Origin of the sequence: Alcanivorax sp. REN37 (assembly GCF_041102775.1) — a bacterium.
In the GTDB taxonomy this organism is placed as follows: Bacteria; Pseudomonadota; Gammaproteobacteria; order Pseudomonadales; family Alcanivoracaceae; genus Isoalcanivorax; species Isoalcanivorax beigongshangi.
Genome location: NZ_JBGCUO010000001.1, coordinates 26,611 through 44,856, shown reverse-complemented (window position 1 = coordinate 44,856; position 18,246 = coordinate 26,611). Strand labels below are relative to the sequence as shown.

Here is an 18,246-nt window from a genome sequence, read left to right as displayed (position 1 = left end):
AGGGTGGGTCGGTGAGTACCGCAGTGGGAGCGGTGCCGCCGATGGGGAGGCGTCGCCAGTGTGGCGGCAGGGTTTGATTGATAGCAGTCGGGGCACTGTTCCATGCGCCAGTTTCTAGCCATACGCCAGCAGCGTGGGTCCGCCATTGTGTGGACCATCATGCTGACGACCATGTTTTTGTTCGCCGCGCTGATCATCGATGGCGCCCGTGTGTACCAACTCCAACGCCAATTGCAGTCGATGGCCAATGCGCTGGCCACCGACCTCAGCAATGACTCACAGACCTGCTACGGCATCCACCAAGAGCTGTCCGACAGCGCCGCGTCACTGCCCACTGGGCTGGTGCGCCAGCGCTTGAAGCAGCTGTATCTGGGCAAGCCGGAGCTAGCGTCCATCAATGATGTGGTGGTACGCAGTGCCGACCGAGTGCTGGTGGAAGCGCAGGACAACCGGTACCAGGTGCTGTCTGCCGTCGGTCGCGCGCGCAGCAGCAACGGTACTTCGGTAGTGCTAGAGCGGCCAATCACCGGGCTGTTGGCATTTGCCATGGACTCGGTTACTGCCAGTGCCACAGTGCGCAAGGAAATGTATGCCACGTTCTACCCAGCCGGCTCCACGCTGTCGCTGCCGGGCGGCAAGGACAACCTGCTGGGGCTGATCTTCAACGGCATCCTCGGCACCGATGTGCGGCTGGACTCGGTGTCGTTTGACGACCTGCAGAACACGCTGGTGGATCTTGACGACCTGCTGCGCAGCATCCTGCACTTGGGCGGCCTTGACTTGCCGGGCGGTCTGCTCGGCCTCGGTGCGCTGCTGGAAACCGATATTCCGGCCCACGTGCTGCTCGGTGCCCTCAAGGGCGTGTCGTCTTTGGTGGATGGGCTGCATGTGCTGGATTCGGTGGACAAGGCGCTGCCGTATCTGGGCATCGACACCAGCCTGAAGCTGGGCGATGTGATCAATATTGTGGGGGAGGGGGCGATCCAGTCAGGGGCCAAGTTGCCGGTACTGTCGGTGCTCAGCTCGGTGATCCTCAACCTGGGGGCCAAGCAACTGCAGGACATCAACCTCGGCGTTGATGTGGCCAAGCTGCTGGGTATTCCCAGCGAGTACAACATTCTGTCACTGGGGCTGCAGGTGGCCATCGATGAGGCCCCGGCGGTAGTGGTCGCTCCGGCGCGGATGGCGCTGGACGATGACAGCTGGATCGGTACTGCCACGGCGTCTGACATCAAGGTGAAGGTCAGCCTGAAGCTCGATCTGGTGCCCAATACACCCGTAAAAATTATCTTGGAAGTTCCGCTGGAGCTGTCTACCGGCTATGCCCGCGCGCGCTTCATCGGTGCCTCCTGTGCGCAGGGCAATGACAACTTGGTCGACCTGCAATACGAGGTGCAGCGCGGGGTGCTGGCGCTCAGCACTTTCAACGACGGCATTCTTGCTCGGGTCGGCCTCGACGTACCGGATTTCCGCAAACCCTATTCGCTGTGCGGCATCCGTACCTGCTGGTTTGACTACACCTATAACCACCGCTCCGGCGGCAATAAACCTTGGGGCTGCCTGCTCAACAACTGGGGCTGGTGCGTACCGGACCAGTCTGAAAGCGGCAAGATCGAGCTGAACCTCGTGAAAGTGCAGATCGCCAGTAATCCGGTGGAAACCGAGCAGATGTTCAGCACCAAGCTGACCATCGAAGGGGTTGGCTTAGACGGCGACCTGAGCCAGATGGTCGGCAGCGGCGGCAGCTGTACGGTGCAGGGCAACCAGACCATTGAGTGCCACCTGACGGGCGACTCCGGAAAGATATTGGCCGGTACTTTGAAAGCGCTGTTGGACGGTCTTGATGTGCGCTCGGCTCAGTTGGTGGGGATCGAGCTGAAGGCACTGCTCAATATCCTGGTCGACGGCCTCAACGCGGTGCTGTCACCGATTCTTGAAGTGCTGTCGGTGTATGTGCTCGGACCGGTGCTGGAGTCGCTGGGCATTCAGTTGGGCAATGCCAAGATCAATGTGATTGCCGCCTCGCAGCCGGCCATGCTGCTGATGGAAGGATGCAGTCTGGAAAGTTGCTGAAGTCTTGCCGGCGCCTGTTGGGGGGCCGGCATTTTTTTGCCACGGACGCCGGGAAGGCGGACTGGATGATTTGGAAATAAAAAACAGGAGCGTCCTATGATCAACAAACTGCCGCTGTGTCTTGGCACCGCCGTCCTTGCGGTATCCCTAGCCGGCACTGCCCACGCCCGTGAAGGTGCCTACCTCGGTGCCCAGGTCGGTTGGGCCGACACCGGCATCAAAATTACCGATCGCCAATACGGCAACACCTTTGATGGCCTTCACGGTGAAGGTGTCAACGGCACCTTGTTTGCCGGGATTGGTCGCCGTGGTGCCAATGGTTTCTTGGCATTGGAAATCAATGGCGGCATGGGCAATGCGGAAGCCGAGCTGCGCGGTGTCGGCACCACCGCATACCGTATTCAGGAAAGTTACGGTGTTGGTTTCCTCGCCGGCATGAACTCGGTGGGCGATTCCGCTTTGTTCGTACGCGCCGGCTGGCAACGAGCCAGCTTCAAGGCAGAAGATAAAGGCCCCGGGTACAGCTGGAACGAAGAGCGCGACCACGATGGTCTGCGCGCCGGAGTTGGTGTGCTGCTGCCGATCTCCCACAACGTGGATTTCCGCGCCGAATGGAACAAGACCTTCTATGGCAAGAAGGATTACGACCACGGCGCGATCTCCATCAAGCCCACCGAAACCCAATTTGCTCTGGGCGTCAGCTACCGCTTTTGATTAGGACCGCGTCACGTAAAAGGATGAACGCCATGAAAATCTCTGTTGTGGCCGGCTTGCTGGCTGTGCCGTTGTTGCTGTCGGGTTGCGGCGGCTCCTCCTCGTCCAGTGGCGAGCGCCAGCCGACCGTGGCGCCGCGTATCAGCGTGCAGGGCCTGGATGGCCAGACGTTGATGTTTGCCGACATCGAGGTCGACAGCCAAGTCGACACCTTGTCCATCACCAGCAATGGCACCTATGCATTTCCTGACCCGCTGCGCCACGGCCAGCCGTTCTCGGTAGCGCTGCGGGTCGCCGCGCCGTTCCGCTGCGTGTTTGAAGATGTGGACGCCAGTCAGCGCGGCAGCACCGACCCGTCAGAACTGATGCAGGTGCGCTGCAGCGACCGCGCAGCAGAAGTGCAGCAGGATGGACTGACGGTCTCGCTGGCACCGTTGCAGGATAGCGCGGGCAACCTGATCGGGGTTGCTGGCAGTCCGATATCACCGCTGGTGGACGTCACCGGTCAGGTGAGCTTCCTCGAGAACGGCCAGCCCTGGGCCCATCAATCGGTATCACTGACCGCTAAAAAGGGCGGTCTGCAGCTGGCGGAGTGCACTGTTGACCAGCCGATTGGTGCCGACGGCAGCACCCGCACCGATGCTAATGGCGAAGTATGCTTCCGGGTGCTGACGCGCGAGGATGCCGGCGAGGATGTGCTGCAATTTGCCGCGGCCGGTGTCACGCTCAGCCACCCGGTGCTGTACTGGCATGACCGCGTTGAGCTGGCGTTGGAACTGCGGGACGCCAATGACAACCCCGGTTATGGCAACGCCGACAACGGCATTCCGGTGGGGCAAGATGCGCAGGTTTGGGCACGTCTGACGGTGGGCGGCCAGCCAGTGGTGGATCGCATGGTGCGTTATGCGGTGCTGTTTGATATCGCCGCCCTATCGCCGCCGGTGCCCACCGGCAAAGACAAGGCTGATGAAGACGATCGCACCGAAACCATTGGTGAGAACCGCGCTGCGGGTCGGCTCAGCAGTGATCTCACCGATAACCTTGGCGTGAGTGCACGAGTAGTGTTGAGCTGCTTGGATCCTGGTGCTGATACGCTGACGGTGTCGTTCGGCGGCACCGAACAGGCGCTCGATTACCTCTGTAAATGATGCTGCGGCGGGCAGCATTTAGTTGCCCGCCAAGGTTGTCATCCGCCGGCACTGACCGCCTGCAGCAGCAGGTGGTCGGCCTGATCCCGCGTCACCTGCCAACCTGCCGCTACCCATACGGTGGCGACCGCATCGGTCACCACCATGGGGCCCTGATAACAGCGCCCCGGCTCCAGCGCTGCTCGGGTCCAGACCGGCACCGGACCGAGACCGGCTACCTCGCTGGTGCTGGGCGCCTCGTTGCTGTGCTCCAGCGGCACGGTGGTGGTGCGGAGCAGCGCCGGGGCCGCTGCCCGTGCACGCAGATTGACGCGGCGCACGGCGCCGTCGAGGCGGTGGCCATAGCGCGCTTGGTGGGCGTTGTGAAAGGCCAGCTCCAAGGCGTCGGGATGGTCATGCCAGGGGATGGTCAGCGGGAACGATTGCCCCTGGTAGCAGAGGTCCACCGACAGCTCGCTGGTGAGCGCATCCACGGCCAGCTGCTCTTCCTGAGCCAGTGCCTGTAGCACTTGCTGTTGCAGTCGCTGCGCTTGCTGCGTGAGTTCGGCATCGGACACCTGGTTTGGGAGCGACTGCACCTGTTCGCGCTGTTGGCGTGCCCAGGTCAGTCCTTGAGCGGACAGCACGCCACTCTGGCGTGGGACCAGCGCCTCGCGGATACCGAGCGCATCGGCCAAGTCGCACACATGCAGTCCGCCGGCGCCGCCGAAGCTGACCAGCGTAAAGTCAGAGGGATCGACGCCGCGCTGGATCGAGATCACCCGTAGCGCCTGAGCCATGTGGGCGTTGGCCACCGCCAGCACACCGCGTGCGGCCTGCTCGGCGCTCTGGCCCATGGCCTCCCCGAGCCGTGCCAAGGCTGCCTGTGCGGCGTCCACATCCAATGGCAGTTCACCGCCGAGGCGGGTGCTGGCTGGCAGCCGCCCGAGCACGGCATGGGCATCGGTGACGGTGGCCTCGTGGCCGCCGCGACCGTAGCAGGCCGGGCCGGGATTGGCGCCGGCGGATTGCGGCCCGACATGGAGCATGCCGGCGTCATCGACCCGGGCCAACGAGCCGCCGCCGGCGCCGAGGGTTTGCATGTCTACCATCGGCACGGCTACCGGGTAGGGGCCGACGCGGCCTTCCAAGGTGATCCGCAGACCCTGATCGAGCAGTGCCACGTCGGTGGAGGTGCCGCCCATGTCGAAGGTCAGCAGGCGCGGACGGCCGAGATCTTCGCCCAACTGCCGGGCTGCGCTGAGACCGCCGGCGGGGCCGGACAGCAACAGACTCACCGCCCGGCGGGCGGCGCTGGCCAGTGACACGGTGCCGCCGTGGGATTGCATCAGGCTCACTGGCGTGCGGCCGACGGCCTGCCGCAGCCGCTCCAGATAGCGTGCCACCTCCGGGCCCAGCCAGGCGTTCAGCCAAGTGGCGAGGGTGCGCTCGTATTCACCGCTCAGTGGCAGCACTTCTGCGGAGTGGCAGACGAAGGCTCCGCTAGCGGCCAGATGTGCGGCAATGCGCTGTTCGTGGCTAGGGTTCAGATAACTGAACAGCAGCGACACCGCCACCGCCTCCGGTTGCACGGCGCTGATGGCGGCGTCTAGATCGGCCAGATCCTGATCGGTCAGTGCGGCGACTTCAGCGCCTGTGGCATCCAATCGTGCGCTAACGCCGACGATATGCTCCGGCGGTAGCGGCCGGGGCTCTGCCGGCGGCGTCAGGTCATACAGGTGTTGGCGTGCCTGACGACCGATGGCCAGCACGTCCTGCAATCCATCATTGGTGATCAGCAGGGTACGCGCGCCGCGGCCTTGCAACGCCGCATTGGTGGCCACGGTGGTGCCGTGCACCAGCAGCAAGTGGCCGTTCGCCAAGGCGTCGTCCAGTCCCAGCTCATGGATGCCTTGCAGGATGGCTTGCTCCGGCGCTTGTGGCGTGGACAGCACCTTGTGAATGCGCTCGCCATCGCGGGTGCGCAACACAAAGTCAGTAAAGGTGCCGCCGGTATCGACGCCAAGCACAGGGAAATCGGCCATGGAGCTTCCTGCTGAACAAGAGTGGGCGCTTCATGGTACGTGGCGCTGCTGGCAATGGAAGGCGTTATCATGCCGGCTCTGATGCAGGAGGCCGTGATGCCGGAGTTGCCCGAAGTAGAAACCACCCGCCAGGGTATCCGCCCGTTCCTTGAAGGCCAGCGGCTGCGCCGCATCGTGGTACGTGAGCCGCGCTTGCGCTGGCCGGTGTCACCGGAGCTGCTGACGTTGGCCGACGTGCCGGTGCTGGCGGTGCGCCGGCGCGCCAAATACCTGCTGTTAGATGTGCCGGACGGACAACTGCTGATGCACCTCGGCATGTCCGGCTCGGTGCGCCATGTGGCGGAGCCGGCCACGCCCGGCAAGCACGACCATCTGGATCTGGAGCTGATGCAGGGCGGGCTGCTGCGCTATACCGATCCGCGCCGTTTCGGTGCGTTGCTGTGGAACCCGACGCCGGACCGCCATCCGCTGCTGGACGTACTTGGTCCCGAGCCACTTGATGCCGCGTTCGACGCTGATTACTTGGCCGCCAAGGCTCGAGGTCGCAAGCAAGCGATCAAAACGCTGATTATGGATAATCATGTGGTGGTCGGCGTCGGCAATATCTACGCACAAGAAAGCCTGTTCCTGGCCGGCATTCATCCGTCGCGGCCGGCCGGGCGCATCAGTGCAGCGCGGTTGGCGGTGTTGGTAGCTGCCATCCGTAAGGTATTGGCCGACGCTATCGCCGCTGGCGGCACTACGTTGCGTGACTTCAGCCGCGCCGATGGCAAGCCCGGTTACTTCCAGCAGGAACTGAATGTCTACGGTCGCGGCGGTGAGCCCTGCGTGCAGTGCGGCGCGCCGTTGACGGTCACCCGCCATGGCCAACGCAGCACCGTTTACTGCGGCCGCTGTCAGCGTTGAGTATCAAAGTGTGAATCAGTAGAACGTATGAGAAAGGGAGGTTGCCGGGGTCATACTCACGGTGTAGATTTACCCCCAATTGCCTAAAATAAGCGCGCTTAGCACACCCATCGGGGGGTGGAGCGGTGCCCAAAGTACGCGCACTTCAAGTCGAGAGGGGAAGCCATGTCACGTTTCAAACGCTCCGTTGCGGCGGGTCTGGTGGCGGCGTGTCTGCTGGGCAGCATGCCGGTGGCACAGGCCAGCAGCCTGTATGTCGATGATCGGCCCGGGGAGTTTGCAGTGGCAGGCGATATTCTTATTGCCCGGCCGGTGCTGCTGGCGGTTACGGCGCTGGGCGTCGCGGCATTTGCAGTCTCGCTGCCATTCAGCGCTTTGGGCGGCAACGTCGCCGAAGCCGGTGACACCCTAGTGCGGGCGCCTGCCCGTGCCACCTTCCTGCGCTGCCTCGGTTGCACCCCGGAGCAGCACCAGCAGCGCCAGGCCGCCAAGCGTTCGTTGGCCTCGGAACAATAACTACTCGTCCGGATCGGGGATCAATCCATGAAAAAAATATGTCTGGCGGCTGCGGTGGCCGGCGTTTCGTTGCTGTGCTCCTCGGCGGCTGTTGCGGCAGAGCCGGAAGGCTACGTGGCTGTCCGTTACGGCAACTTCGAGCAATACGACCGCTTCTTCGGCAAGGACCGCTTCGAGACCGGAGAGGTGTCGTTGGCTGTGGTGGGCGGGCTGGGCGAGTACTTCGAAGGCGAGTTGCGGCTTGGGCGCACGCTGGATGCTGAAGAGCGTGGCAAAGATCGTTTCCAGCACGACCTGATCGCGTCCTACTTCCTGCGCGCCGGCTATTCAGTGGGCCCGGTTCGTCCTTATCTTTCAGTGGGCTACACCTATGTGCGGGAGCAATACCGCACTAATGGTCACACCTACCGTGATTCGGTGAACGACTTTTCCTACGGCGCCGGCATCGATGTCAGCCTCGGGGCGAGGCTCGGTGTCAGCCTCGAATACATGCATCTCTATCACAAGGGCAACCTGAGGCTGGATGGTACATCCGCCGGGGTGTTCTGGCGGTTCTGACGCCCGCATCAAACCGGGTTGGGGGAAGGGAATATGAAGCGCATCGCTGGAGTGGTGGCGCTGGCCACACTGTTGGTGGCCTGTGGCAGCGGTAGCAACTCCGCTGATGGGGGTATCCAGCTGGGTAGCTTCAAGGTCGATGTGGCGGGCTTGGAACCCGGTGATGAAGTCACCGTCTACCAGCACAGCCCGGCTGAACAGCTGGTGTTCACAACGGACGGGCGGCGTGCTTTTGCAAGCCAGGTGCAGGACGGTAAGCGGGTCTCGCTGAGTCTGACCGTCGCTGCGGGTTCCAAGCCATGCCTGTTTGCCGCCAATTTCGCGCCGCAGGTGGCGGTGAAGCGGGTTGGTGAGCCGGTCCGAGTGGTGTGCGGCGATCGCATCGCCGAAGAAGACATTTCCACCAACCCCGATGATCCGGATTCCGGCGCCGGCATGTCGCTGACCCTGGAGCTGCTCGACGCGCAGGGCAATCTTATCAGTGCGACCGAGCCGCCGGCGGCGGCCGAAGCGACTGCGGTGGCGACGCTAAGCCGCGCCGGGCAGCCGGTGGTGAGTGAAGTGGTCATGTTCCAGTCGGACGCTGCGGACTTCCTGCCCAGCGATGCCAGCAGCGTGACCGACGATGACGGCCGTGCAGTGGTGGAAATGGCGCTGCGCAGCGCCGGCAGCGTCGTCGCCACCTTCGTGTACGGCAATGAAAGCCATCAGAAGCAAGTCGCCGAAGCCCACTTCTTAGCGCCACTGTCGGCGGGCACCACGTCCCTGCGGATGGCACCAGCCTCCAGCCCAATGGGCTACGACGCAGCGTCTGCCGCCGCGCTGGTGCTGACAACGCCGGAGTTGGACGATTCGGCGTTGCAGATTGGCCGCCCGGTAACCGTCACCACACGCCTACTGGATAGCGCGACCGGGACACCCTGGAGCGGTAATGCCACCCTGCGGTTCAATTCCCTTTGCCAGCGTGCCGGCGCTGCGACCTTGTCAGCGCGCGTTAACGCCGCTGCCGGCGTTGCTGTGGCCGAGTACCGGCCGGCGGCGGGCTGTCTGGAAGATGCGATCACTGTCACCACCCAAGTGGGCCGTCAGCGGTTGTCGGCCAGCAGTGACCTGATGGCGATCCGCCAGAACGAAGTGACTGCGCTGACGTTCGTTGGTGCTCAGCCGCGTCATATCGGTGTGCGCGGCGCAGCCCAAACCCGTGACGCGTCTACGCTGGTTTTCCGGGCGTTGGATGCTGACGGTATGGCGGTGACGGGTGTGCCGGTGCAGTTTTCGTTGCCGGAGATTTCCGCAGCAGGCACTGCCCTGGTCAGCGCTGCGCGGGTGATTACAGACCAGCAGGGCGACGCGCGAGTCACCCTGAGCAGCGGCAGCATGCCTGGCGTGGGTGTTGTTGCTGCGCAGGTGGCCGACACCGACGTGGTCGGCGTGGGGCAGGTCCGCATTGGCACCGGCGTGGCCAGCCAGGCCGGCTTCCATCTGCGCCTGGATACCCTCAACCCTGCCGCCGGCGACCATGCTGGGGTGCCGGTCGGTGTGTCGGTGCGGGTGGCAGACCGCAACCAGCATCCGGTGCCGGATGGCACTTTGGTGAACTTCAGCACTGACTTGGGCGACATCGCCGAACAATGCGTGACCCAAGGTGGGCTATGCGCTGTCGAGTGGATCAGTGATGGTAGCAGTGCGGTGCTGGCGGGCGGCAACAGCGCGGATACCAGCGGCCGTCATCAGCGTTACGGACGCAGCAGCGTGCACGCTTGGACGGTGGGCGAAGACAGTTTCCGCGATGCCGACAACAATGGTCTTTACGATCTTGGTGAGGCCTTCTTCCCGCTGGCGGACGCAGCCGCTGGCTCCGCATCCGGTGAGCGAATGTTCCGGGGCGTAGCGTGCTCCGCCGCTGCTGAGCAGGCCGGCCACTGCGCTGAGCTGACGCCCGTGCAGCAACGCCAGACGCTGGTGTTGTCCACCGATGCCAGCCAGCTGCATGTGCTGCCGGCTGACGAAACCCTTGATGAACTGCGCTGGCACAGCCGCTCCGGCGGCGCACCGCGCGGGTGGGGGGATGCGGTGCTGACCGGATTCCGGCCGCTGACGCAGATTGGGGCGGACTACAGCGGTCGCATCCGCGTGCTGGTGGCGGATTTGAATGGCAATGCGCCGGTGGCGGGCAGCAAGGTGGAGCTGGAACTGCCGGCAACCCATGTCGCGTCGCCGGCCGTCTGCATTGTGCCCCGTACTACGGAACCGCATGTGTGTGACTTCACCCTGACCGCCACCGGTCGCGGCGATAGCGGGGTGCTGGTGGCCCGCATTGCCAGTGCCGGCCGAGTGACGCAGGGCGTGGTCAACGTCGTCTCGCCTTGAGCACTACCGGCTCGACGTTTGGGCCCCCCTTCCCGGAGTGGAAGGGGGGCTTTTTTTATGGGGCATAGGCCGCTGCCGGATGCTCCATCGGCAGAGGCGCATCGACGGCGGCTTTGCCTTCACCACGCGGGTCGGCGGCGGCAGTGGTGCCGTGCTCACGGTCCCACAGGATCACATGCATGTCGCCGTAGGCGCGGCCGGTGGAGACCAGCTCATGGCCGCGGCTCTGCAGTTGGCGCGCCTCTAGGGAGCCGAGGAAAGCCGGCTCCACTTCCACTTGGTCGGGCAGGTATTGGTGGTGATAGCGCTGGCGAGCGACCCACTGCTCCACCGGTTTGCCGGCGCGAGCTTCCTGCACCGCCAGAATCACCATAGAAATGATGCGGCTGCCGCCAGGAGTGCCGAGCAGCGCCACACGATCCGGCCATTCGACGAAGGTGGGCGTCATGGATGACAGCGGCCGCTTGCCGCCGGCAATGGCATTGGCCTCCGTGCCGATCAGGCCATAGGCGTTGGGGCTACCGGGTTTGGCGGAAAAATCATCCATCTCGTTATTCAGCAGCACCCCGGTGCCGGCAGGAGTGAAGGCGGCCCCGAACGGCAGGTTGATGCTGAGCGTGGCGGCTACTCGGTTGCCGTCACCGTCGAGCACCGAAAAATGGGTGGTGTGGGTGCCTTTAGGTTGCTCCAGCGGCGTTCCCAGCGACAGGCTCGGAGTGGGGCGATCGAGGGCGATGGAACTGGCCTGCTGGGCAATATGCCGGGGGCTTAGTAGCTCGGCCATGGGAATGTTCACGTAATCGGGGTCGCCGAGAAATTCGGCGCGGTCACGGTAAGCGCGGCGCATGGCTTCCACGGTCAAGTGCGGGCGCAGGGCGCTGTCGATATCACCATTGTTGAACTGCTTCAGCATCAGCAATGTCTGCGCCAGTGCCAGCCCCCCGGATGACGGCGGCGGGCTGGTGACCAGCCGTGCATCGCCGAGCTCGACTACGACTGGCTCGCGTTCGATGACGCGGTAGTTGGCCAGGTCGTCCAGGGTCCAGATGCCGCCGGCCGCACGCACGCCGTTCACCAGTTGCGTGGCCACAGGGCCGCGGTAGAAGCCGTCGCGGCCGTCGCGGGCCAAGCGCTCCAGCGTGGCCGCCAGCTCTGGTTGGCGGATCAACGTGCCGGCCGCTGGGATCTCGCCGTTGCGCAGGAACAGTGCGGCGCTGGTGGCGTCGCGGCGCAACACCTCGGCGCGCATGCCAACCAGCGTGCGGTAGCGCTCACTTACCGGGAAACCCTTGCGAGCAATGTCGATGGCCGGGGCAAGGCTGCGGCGGAGAGGCAGCGCGCCGTATTCCCGGGCGAGATGGTCAAAGGCGGCGGCCTGCCCCGGAATAGCGGCGGCCAGCGGACCATTGATGGCGCGGTCGCGCACCACGTTGCCGTCCGCGTCCTGATACAGGGTGGCGGTAGCCGCTGCTGGCGCGGTTTCGCGCGCATCGATCATGGTCTGGTAACCATCGGCGGCGCGGTGCAGCAGCCAGAAACCGCCGCCGCCCATGCCGGAACCCGCTGGCTCCACCACCGCCAACACCGCCGCCACCGCGATGGCAGCGTCGAAGGCGTTGCCCCCGGCCGCGAGTATCGCCATGCCGGCATCGGTAGCCAGCGGGTGGGCACTGGCCACCGCCGGGCTCGGCGGCACCGCAGCACGGGCTGCCACACTCAGCAGGCACAGCAGGATCAGGAAGGCGCGCAAAGCCATGGGGTTCTCCAGCAGCGATGGGACAGTGGGCGGTTACTGTAACAGCGAGGTTCACCGGGAAACAAAAACGCCCGCAATCGGTTGCGGCGCAACATTGCCGGATCAGACTTTTGCTGAGCATCTGAGCATCTGAGCATCTGAGCATCTGAGCATCTGAGCATCTGAGCATCTGAGCATCTGAGCATCTGAGCATCTGAGCATCTGAGCATCAGAGCATCAGAGCATCAGAGCATCAGAGCATCAGAGCATCAGAGCATCAGAGCATCAGAGCATCAGAGCATCAGAGCATCAGAGCATCAGAGCATCAGAGCATCAGAGCATCAGAGCATCAGAGCATCAGAGCATCAGAGCATCAGAGCATCAGAGCATCAGAGCATCAGAGCATCAGAGCATCAGAGCATCAGAGCATCAGAGCATCAGAGCATCAGAGCATCAGAGCATCAGAGCATCAGAGCATCAGAGCATCAGAGCATCAGAGCATCAGAGCATCAGAGCATCAGAGCATCAGAGCATCAGAGCATCAGAGCATCAGAGCATCAGAGCATCAGAGCATCAGAGCATCAGAGCATCAGAGCATCAGAGCATCAGAGCATCAGAGCATCAGAGCATCAGAGCATCAGAGCATCAGAGCATCAGAGCATCAGAGCATCAGAGCATCAGAGCATCAGAGCATCAGAGCATCAGAGCATCAGAGCATCAGAGCATCAGAGCATCAGAGCATCAGAGCATCAGAGCATCAGAGCATCAGAGCATCAGAGCATCAGAGCATCAGAGCATCAGAGCATCAGAGCATCAGAGCATCAGAGCATCAGAGCATCAGAGCATCAGAGCATCAGAGCATCAGAGCATCAGAGCATCAGAGCATCAGAGCATCAGAGCATCAGAGCATCAGAGCATCAGAGCATCAGAGCATCAGAGCATCAGAGCATCAGAGCATCAGAGCATCAGAGCATCAGAGCATCAGAGCATCAGAGCATCAGAGCATCAGAGCATCAGAGCATCAGAGCATCAGAGCATCAGAGCATCAGAGCATCAGAGCATCAGAGCATCAGAGCAGGAAGGCAGAAATTGAGCAGAACAGCACCGAAACGTTGAGTCGGCGCGCTCAAAAGGTTGCGCTCGCCAGGGTTGCCTCCAACATCGACCCGCCGACCCGCCGACCCGCCGACCCGCCGACCCGCCGACCCGCCGACCCGCCGACCCGCCGACCCGCCGACCCGCCGACCCGATCTCTGATGGAATAAAACAGCTGACCCTGCCCTTTAGTCACAAGGGCTTGGGTGATCAGACGGCGTCGGGGGCCAGCGCGAAGTAGCGCGCCGGGGTGGTACCGAAGGTGGTGCGGAATGCGGCGATGAAACTGGAGGGGGAGCCGTAGCCAACGGCATGGGCGACGTTGCCAACGCTTTCCCCGAGTCCGAGCAGTTCCAGCCCGCTGGTCATGCGCAGCCGCAGGCGCCAGGCGCCGAAGGTCATGCCGGTTTCGTTGAGGAACAGTCGCTCAATGGTCTTGATGCTGGCGCCGGCGTCGGCGGCAAGCGCCGCCAGCGGGGTATTTTCCGCCGGGTTGGCCTTAAGGCGTTCGCTGATGGTGCGGGCGCGGGTGTCGAGTGGGTCCGGCAGCGACAGCGGCGCTTGCGGCAGAGCTTCCAACTGCTCCAGCAGCACTTGGGCCAAGCGCCCGGGCTTGGACTGGAGCGGGTAATCCTCCGGCAGCGCGCCGCTGGCGATGATCAGCTCACGCACCAGTGGCGACACATTGACCACCATGCAGCCCTGCCAATCTGGCGCCTGTTCGGCGGCGGGATCGACGTAGAGCGTGATCACATCCACCGGTCGGCGGGCTTCGAAACCATGGGCGGTGCCGCCGCAAATCCAGATCGCACGGGTGGGTGGCAGAATCCAGCGGCCGGCGGGGGTGACCACGTGCATGACGCCACGGGTGGAGTACATCAATTGGTGACGCACATGCACGTGCATCTCCACATGGTCCGGCTGCGGCCAGTGTTCGCTGAGGCCGACGATCAGCGAAGAGGCTGAATCGGGGCTGAAGGGGGTTTGACAGTTTAGCGACATAAGTTGGATTTATAACGATATTTGATCGTTTCCGCCACTCCCTATACTGCCGCTCCCCCTGCTGTTGCCGGAGATGTCAGGCATGAACCACCCTGCTTCGATTGATGCTGTGTCCGCCTACGCGTTGCCGCGGGCGTCGCTGGCCACCCGGCTGGCGTTCTTCATTGCCGGCTTCGGCCTTGCTTGCTGGGCACCGTTGGTGCCGTACGCCAAGGTGCGTCTTGATGCCGGCCACGCAGAGCTGGGTACGGTGCTGCTCTGCCTTGGTCTGGGTAGCATCGTCGGCATGCCGCTGGCCGGCTCCATGGTCAGCCGCTTGGGCAGCCGGGCGGTGATCCTCGCGGGCGGTATCGGCCTGATGCTGGCATTGCCGCTGCTGGCGCTGACGGCCCACATGTGGACGCTCGGCGCCGCGCTGTGCCTGTTCGGGCTGTCGCTGGGCGCCATCGATGTGGCCGCCAACGTGCACGGCACCGAAGTCCAGCAGCGCGTGGGGCGACCGATGATGTCCGGCTTCCATGGGCTTTACAGCTTCGGTGGCTTGGTCGGTGTCAGCGGCATGACGCTGGTGCTGGCGTCCGGCTTCGGTGTGCTGGAAAGTGCGTTGGTGGCGGTGGGCGTGGTGCTGGTGTGCCTAGTGCTGGCGTTGCCGCGCTTTCTTGGCCATGTGGCGGCGCCGTCGGCCGCGTTCTTCGTGCGGCCGCAAGGTATCGTGATCCTGCTCGGTTTGCTGGCGATGGCGACCTTCCTGGTGGAAGGCGCAGTGCTGGATTGGGGAGCGGTGTTGCTTACCGAGATCAAGGGTATGGCACTCAGCAGTGCCGGTGCCGGTTACGCCGCGTTCGCGCTGGCCATGACGTTGGCCCGGTTGGTGGGCGACCGCTTTGTCGCCCGACTCGGCATCCGCCGGGCGCTGGTGATCGGCGCGCTGGTGACGGCGGCGGGCATGGGCATGGCCGCCTGGGGCCACAGCTTGGCGCTGGTGATTGCTGGTTTTGCCATCGCCGGGGTGGGTGCGGCCAACATTGTGCCGATTCTGTTCACCTTGGCTGGCCGCCAGAAAGTGATGCCGACCAGCCACGCGATGGCCGCCACTAGTGCGCTCGGCTACTTGGGTGTGTTCGTCGGCCCGGCGTTGGTGGGCTATGTGGCGGCTTGGACTGGCCTGGTATTGGCGTTCGGGGTGCTGGTGCTGCTGATGGGGGTGGTGGCGCTGGTGGCCGGCCTCAAGGTGGCGCCGCCGCCGGGCTGAGTGCGGTGGTAAAGGGCAGGGCCGCTGCGGCCCTGCCCTGGTTGTTCAGCTGCGCGCTGCGCGCACCGCTTCCAACGCTTCGACCACCACCGGCGGTACGAACTTGGACACGTCACCACCCAGCAGGGCGATTTCGCGCACCAAGCTGCTGGAGATGAACGACAGGTGCTCGGCCGGGGTCAGGAACACGGTTTCCAGATCCGGCGCCAACTTGCGGTTCATGTTGGCCAGCTGAAACTCATATTCGAAGTCCGAAACCGCGCGCAGTCCGCGCAGCAGGATGTTGGCTTCCTGCTCTTGGCAGAAAAATGCCAACAGCGAGGAAAAGCCCACCACTTTGACGTTCGGCAGGTGCGATACACAGGCCTCCGCCAGCGCCACCCGTTGTTCGATCGGGAACAGCGGGCCCTTCTTTTCACTGCTCGCCACGGCCACGATCACTTCATCGAACATGGCGGCAGCGCGCTCAATCAAATCCTTGTGACCGTTGGTGATGGGGTCAAACGTCCCCGGGTACACAACACGGTTGGTCATGGTGTTCTACTCATTCGCCTGACAAGTGCGCGGGAGAATACCGTAATGGCCCGCCGGTCTGAACCGTTGGCGCCATCGGACTGCCCTCCCGGCAAAGGGAGGGCAGGGTGGGGCGGGTCAGCTGGAGCGGGTCAGCCGCTCGGCCAGCAGGCTGGCATTGCGGGCGGTGACGCCGTAGATGCTCAGCTGCGGGTTGACGCCGACGCTGGTGGGAAATACCGACGCATCGAAGATGTAAAGATTGTCCAGATGGCGGTAGCGGCCGTCGTGGTCGGTGACGCACAGACGTTCATCGGTGCCCATGGCGCAGCCGCCCATGACGTGGGCGCAGCCCACCGGCATCAGGGCATCCTGGTAGCGATAGCCCTCGATGGCGGCTTTCGCCTCCTGCCAGCGGCTGTGGTAGCGCGCTTCAGTGTGGCGCGCGCGCACCTGCTTGGCGCCGGCGGCAAAATGCATTTCCGCTTGGCTGAGCAAACTGTGGCGCATGCCTTCCCAGAGGTAGTCGGTCATCGGGTAATCGACCACCGGGGTGCCGTCGTTGCGCAGCTCCACCGCGCCGCCGACGCTGTCGTCGTGGAAGCCGTCGCGCAGCAGTGACAGCAGTACCGCCGTGTGCGGGATTTGGCGCATTTCTTCGCTGGAGCGCTGGCCGAAGTTGTCGAGCAGCACCGAGGTCACGCCCGGGTGGACCGGCAGTGCCTCGATCTTGTAGCCGACCTTACCGTCGACCCCGTCACGCCAGACGAACTCATCGGAATAGAGTGATTGCGGCGCGCCGTAGTAGCCGGCCACTTCTTGCTCGTACTGGGCGAACACGATCGACACCGGGTGCAGCATGGTGCGCTTGCCCACTCGCTGATGCGGGTCTGGCACCTTGGAGCGCAGCAGCAGCGCCGGGGTGTTGATGCCGCCGCCGGCGACGATGATGGTGGGCGCTTTGAAGGTGACACTGCGGCCGGTAGGGCGGCGATCGGCGCCCAGTGCCCGGCCGTGCACCGCGGTGACGCGGGTACCGTCGTGGGCCAGAGTGGCCGCTTCCACGCTGTGTACCAGCGTGGCCCCGCCTTTCATGGCCTCTGGCAGCGTCGTTACCAGCATCGACTGCTTGGCGTTGGTGGGACAGCCGGTGCCGCAGTAGCCGATATTCCAGCAGCCGTCGACGTTGCGCGGGATGGTGTCCCAATGCCAGCCAAGCTTCTCGGCGCCGGTGCGGATTACGGCGTTGTTAGCGTTGGGGGGCATTTCCCAGCTTTTAATGTTGAGCCGCTGCTCCATGCGTTGGAACCAGGGCTGCATCTGCTCGCCGCTGAGGCCATCGACACCGAACTGCTGCTGCCAATAGGCCAGCGTCTGGTCCGGGGTGCGGAAGCTGGAGGTCCAGTTGACTACGGTGGTGCCGCCCACCGCGCGCCCTTGCAGGATGGAAATATTGCCGTCCTTACTGGTGCGGGTGGCGCCCTCTTGGTACAGGTCGCGGTAGGCCTCGCCCTCATCCATGTTGAAGCCGTCGGTGCTTTTCAGTCGCGCGGCTTCCACCATCACCACTTTGAGGCCGGCTTGGGTGAGGATTTCCGCGCTGACGCCGCCGCCGGCGCCGGTGCCGACGATCACCACATCCGCTTCGATGGTGGTGTCCTGTTCCAGCGTGGCGCCGTCTACCAGCTTCCAGCCGGCCGCAGCGCCTTGCTTCCAGGGATCGGGGATATCACGGATCTGGAGTGTGGAAAGATTCTGTTTCATGCGCTGACCACCTTCTGTGGCGGGCCGGGGTAGCCCGTGGAACGACTGCCTTCCGGCGTGAGATACCAAGCCCAGATCAGCGGCTGGGTGAGCCCGCGCAGGGCCGGGCGGGCGAGCGCGGTGTCGCGCTGGTCCCACGTTGCCAGCGTGGCGTCGAGTTGCTCGGCGGTCTGGCTTTCAAACGACTTCCAGCTGCCGCTGATGTACCAGCGCATCGGCGCTAGTTGCAGCGCATCGAGCAGTTTGTAGAGCTCGGTGATGGCGCCGTCGGCGGCGCTTACTAGCAGCTGATCGAGCCCGCGCACGGCGTTCTCGATATTGGTCGGCGTCATCTCGAAGGCGCCCTTCAGCAGTGGTGGCACCAGCGCTGAAATCAGCGGGATGTCGCCGTCACGCAGACGTTGATAACCGTCGGCCGGATGGTCAGGACTGGCGCAGCCAGACAGCGATGCCAGCGAGGCACCGCCCGCCAGCAGCGCGCCGCCGAACAGGCCAAGGCGCAGGAAGTCCCGCCGGTGCAAACCGGCGGGTGCATCGGAATGGTTCATCTTGTTGTTGTCTCCCCGAGGGTGTTGT

14 protein-coding genes are annotated in these 18,246 nt (G+C 63.9%); 8 read left to right on the top strand and 6 right to left on the bottom strand.

Going from position 1 to position 18,246, the window contains the following annotated elements:
* The first annotated feature begins 102 nt into the window (after positions 1–102).
* The 3 genes from AB5I84_RS00185 (at position 103) to AB5I84_RS00175 (ending at position 3,935) form a co-directional block, all read left to right on the top strand.
* A complete protein-coding gene (locus tag AB5I84_RS00185; protein WP_369453807.1) occupies positions 103–2,073 on the top strand; it encodes a pilus assembly protein TadG-related protein in 1,971 nt (656 codons plus the stop codon).
* 96 nt (positions 2,074–2,169) lie between these two features.
* Complete coding sequence (locus tag AB5I84_RS00180; RefSeq protein WP_369453806.1) at positions 2,170–2,787, top strand: outer membrane beta-barrel protein; 618 nt, start codon at positions 2,170–2,172, stop codon at positions 2,785–2,787.
* A gap of 32 nt (positions 2,788–2,819) precedes the next feature.
* Positions 2,820–3,935 carry a hypothetical protein gene (locus AB5I84_RS00175; protein ID WP_369453805.1) on the top strand — a complete coding sequence of 372 codons (1,116 nt, stop codon included), beginning with the start codon at positions 2,820–2,822 and terminating at the stop codon, positions 3,933–3,935.
* Positions 3,936–3,973: 38 nt separating this feature from the next.
* Here the strand turns inward: AB5I84_RS00175 and AB5I84_RS00170 are convergent, their stop codons facing one another.
* A complete protein-coding gene (locus AB5I84_RS00170) occupies positions 3,974–5,959 on the bottom strand; it encodes a hydantoinase/oxoprolinase family protein (RefSeq protein ID WP_369453804.1) in 1,986 nt (661 codons plus the stop codon).
* 96 nt (positions 5,960–6,055) lie between these two features.
* Between AB5I84_RS00170 and mutM the strand changes: the two genes are divergently transcribed.
* The 4 genes from mutM (at position 6,056) to AB5I84_RS00150 (ending at position 10,309) form a co-directional block, all read left to right on the top strand.
* Complete coding sequence (mutM, locus tag AB5I84_RS00165; RefSeq protein ID WP_369453803.1) at positions 6,056–6,865, top strand: bifunctional DNA-formamidopyrimidine glycosylase/DNA-(apurinic or apyrimidinic site) lyase; 810 nt, start codon at positions 6,056–6,058, stop codon at positions 6,863–6,865.
* A 165-nt stretch (positions 6,866–7,030) separates the two neighbouring features.
* The gene (locus AB5I84_RS00160) at positions 7,031–7,381 is read left to right on the top strand and encodes a hypothetical protein (RefSeq protein WP_369453802.1); all 351 of its coding nucleotides are present in this window, start codon (positions 7,031–7,033) and stop codon (positions 7,379–7,381) included.
* Positions 7,382–7,408: 27 nt separating this feature from the next.
* Entirely contained in the window at positions 7,409–7,939 is a 531-nt protein-coding gene (locus tag AB5I84_RS00155) for an outer membrane beta-barrel protein (protein ID WP_369453801.1), read from the top strand.
* Positions 7,940–7,972: 33 nt separating this feature from the next.
* Positions 7,973–10,309: an Ig-like domain-containing protein gene (locus AB5I84_RS00150; RefSeq protein ID WP_369453800.1), complete on the top strand. Its 2,337-nt coding sequence runs from the start codon at positions 7,973–7,975 to the stop codon at positions 10,307–10,309.
* 55 nt (positions 10,310–10,364) lie between these two features.
* Here the strand turns inward: AB5I84_RS00150 and ggt are convergent, their stop codons facing one another.
* Together ggt and AB5I84_RS00140 are read right to left on the bottom strand one after the other, a co-directional pair.
* Positions 10,365–12,065: a gamma-glutamyltransferase gene (gene ggt / locus AB5I84_RS00145; protein WP_369453799.1), complete on the bottom strand. Its 1,701-nt coding sequence runs from the start codon at positions 12,063–12,065 to the stop codon at positions 10,365–10,367.
* A gap of 1,284 nt (positions 12,066–13,349) precedes the next feature.
* On the bottom strand, positions 13,350–14,141 hold the full coding sequence (locus AB5I84_RS00140; RefSeq protein WP_369453798.1) for an AraC family transcriptional regulator: 792 nt from the start codon (positions 14,139–14,141) through the stop codon (positions 13,350–13,352).
* Positions 14,142–14,223: 82 nt separating this feature from the next.
* Between AB5I84_RS00140 and AB5I84_RS00135 the strand changes: the two genes are divergently transcribed.
* Positions 14,224–15,393 carry an MFS transporter gene (locus AB5I84_RS00135; protein WP_369453797.1) on the top strand — a complete coding sequence of 390 codons (1,170 nt, stop codon included), beginning with the start codon at positions 14,224–14,226 and terminating at the stop codon, positions 15,391–15,393.
* Between the two features lie 45 nt (positions 15,394–15,438).
* Here AB5I84_RS00135 and coaD read toward each other — a convergent pair whose 3' ends face one another.
* From coaD to AB5I84_RS00120, 3 genes are all read right to left on the bottom strand, one after another.
* Positions 15,439–15,927 (bottom strand): pantetheine-phosphate adenylyltransferase, encoded by a 489-nt coding sequence (gene coaD / locus AB5I84_RS00130; RefSeq protein WP_369453796.1) that lies wholly within the window; start codon positions 15,925–15,927, stop codon positions 15,439–15,441.
* A gap of 117 nt (positions 15,928–16,044) precedes the next feature.
* Positions 16,045–17,670, bottom strand: a complete 1,626-nt coding sequence (locus AB5I84_RS00125) for a GMC family oxidoreductase (RefSeq protein ID WP_369453795.1) — start codon at positions 17,668–17,670, stop codon at positions 16,045–16,047.
* A complete protein-coding gene (locus tag AB5I84_RS00120; protein WP_369453794.1) occupies positions 17,667–18,218 on the bottom strand; it encodes a Tat pathway signal protein in 552 nt (183 codons plus the stop codon). Before AB5I84_RS00120 ends, AB5I84_RS00125 begins: the two co-directional genes overlap by 4 nt.
* Positions 18,219–18,246 lie beyond the last annotated feature (28 nt).

Excerpts from the sequence above, each read along its gene's own strand:
- AB5I84_RS00185 (WP_369453807.1), top strand. The coding sequence starts at position 103 with ATGCGCCAGTTTCTAGCCATACGCCAGCAGCGTGGGTCCGCCATTGTG.
- AB5I84_RS00180 (WP_369453806.1), top strand. The coding sequence starts at position 2,170 with ATGATCAACAAACTGCCGCTGTGTCTTGGCACCGCCGTCCTTGCGGTA.
- AB5I84_RS00175 (WP_369453805.1), top strand. The coding sequence starts at position 2,820 with ATGAAAATCTCTGTTGTGGCCGGCTTGCTGGCTGTGCCGTTGTTGCTG.
- AB5I84_RS00170 (WP_369453804.1), bottom strand. The coding sequence starts at position 5,959 with ATGGCCGATTTCCCTGTGCTTGGCGTCGATACCGGCGGCACCTTTACT.
- mutM (WP_369453803.1), top strand. The coding sequence starts at position 6,056 with ATGCCGGAGTTGCCCGAAGTAGAAACCACCCGCCAGGGTATCCGCCCG.
- AB5I84_RS00160 (WP_369453802.1), top strand. The coding sequence starts at position 7,031 with ATGTCACGTTTCAAACGCTCCGTTGCGGCGGGTCTGGTGGCGGCGTGT.
- AB5I84_RS00155 (WP_369453801.1), top strand. The coding sequence starts at position 7,409 with ATGAAAAAAATATGTCTGGCGGCTGCGGTGGCCGGCGTTTCGTTGCTG.
- AB5I84_RS00150 (WP_369453800.1), top strand. The coding sequence starts at position 7,973 with ATGAAGCGCATCGCTGGAGTGGTGGCGCTGGCCACACTGTTGGTGGCC.
- ggt (WP_369453799.1), bottom strand. The coding sequence starts at position 12,065 with ATGGCTTTGCGCGCCTTCCTGATCCTGCTGTGCCTGCTGAGTGTGGCA.
- AB5I84_RS00140 (WP_369453798.1), bottom strand. The coding sequence starts at position 14,141 with ATGTCGCTAAACTGTCAAACCCCCTTCAGCCCCGATTCAGCCTCTTCG.
- AB5I84_RS00135 (WP_369453797.1), top strand. The coding sequence starts at position 14,224 with ATGAACCACCCTGCTTCGATTGATGCTGTGTCCGCCTACGCGTTGCCG.
- coaD (WP_369453796.1), bottom strand. The coding sequence starts at position 15,927 with ATGACCAACCGTGTTGTGTACCCGGGGACGTTTGACCCCATCACCAAC.
- AB5I84_RS00125 (WP_369453795.1), bottom strand. The coding sequence starts at position 17,670 with ATGAAACAGAATCTTTCCACACTCCAGATCCGTGATATCCCCGATCCC.
- AB5I84_RS00120 (WP_369453794.1), bottom strand. The coding sequence starts at position 18,218 with ATGAACCATTCCGATGCACCCGCCGGTTTGCACCGGCGGGACTTCCTG.